This window comes from Motilimonas eburnea, from assembly GCF_021295345.1.
GTDB lineage: Bacteria > Pseudomonadota > Gammaproteobacteria > Enterobacterales > CBDFNC01 > Motilimonas > Motilimonas eburnea.
Window position 1 is genome coordinate 1 of record NZ_JAIMJB010000058.1, and the last position, 920, is coordinate 920.

At 40.4% G+C, this 920-nt stretch carries 1 protein-coding gene; it reads right to left on the reverse strand.

The features are described from left to right. Window positions 1–754, reverse strand: a 754-nt coding sequence (locus tag K6Y21_RS21080; protein WP_233073914.1) for an ISAs1 family transposase, incomplete at its 3' end; no start/stop codon positions are given. Window positions 755–920 lie beyond the last annotated feature (166 nt).

Here is a 920-nt window from a genome sequence, read left to right on the forward strand (position 1 = left end):
TATGTGGCCACTTTTCTTTTAGCTCTGCTGGTAAGTTGGCTTCTATCTGCATGATATTTCGCCATTCTTTTCGTCCATGCCCTTGGTTTTCGTGAACGCATTCAATCATCCCGTTCGGTTGGTCATATACTGCAGCAAAAGCCTGTGTTACATGCTCGAAAAGCTTTACTTGATTCCTTTTCAACTGGATTGTGAAATCACCTTTCTTTTTAAGAATTTGCGCCATTGTTGGAGCTAAACAATGCAATGAATCTAACGTGACTATCGTATTCTTCAAAATCAGGGCATCAAGTACATCACGAGACAGGCTAATTTCCTTACCTTTACTCTTATCGGCTTGCTGATAAAGCATTAGGCCGCTTTCAACATCATAAGCATTGACGACATGGAGAAAACTTTTACTGCCATCCGTCTTGGTTCCCCGAAGGGTTTTGCCATCAATCGCTAACACTGTTTTCTCTGCGCGAGTGCGCTCAACATTTAGCCATTCAAACAAGGCTTCAAGTAATGCATCGCTATCTAACATGCTGATTATATTTGCAATACAATGACGCTTCGGAATGCCATTTTCAAATTGGCGGTATTGCCTTAGCCAGTCCAGTTGACTATCACCGAACTCTTGAATGGATTTCCACCCTGTTGCGCCGCTGAGTACTGCGGAAAATACGAGAAACACAACATCTACCAAGTCATGTTTAACATTAATATCTGTACGTGGATCTGGTATGCGGTTCAGGCGTTCAAAGAGAGTCATCAGCTTTGCTTCAGTAAAGGATTTGTGATGTTCTGATCACTGAAAATACAGTTAGTTCAACTTAAAATATGATTTTCTTGGAAAATGAAAGATTAGCTCATAAAAGATCCATGGTGAATAAATTACCAACAATTAGACCTTACAATTAATGTTAGATCTCGCCCTG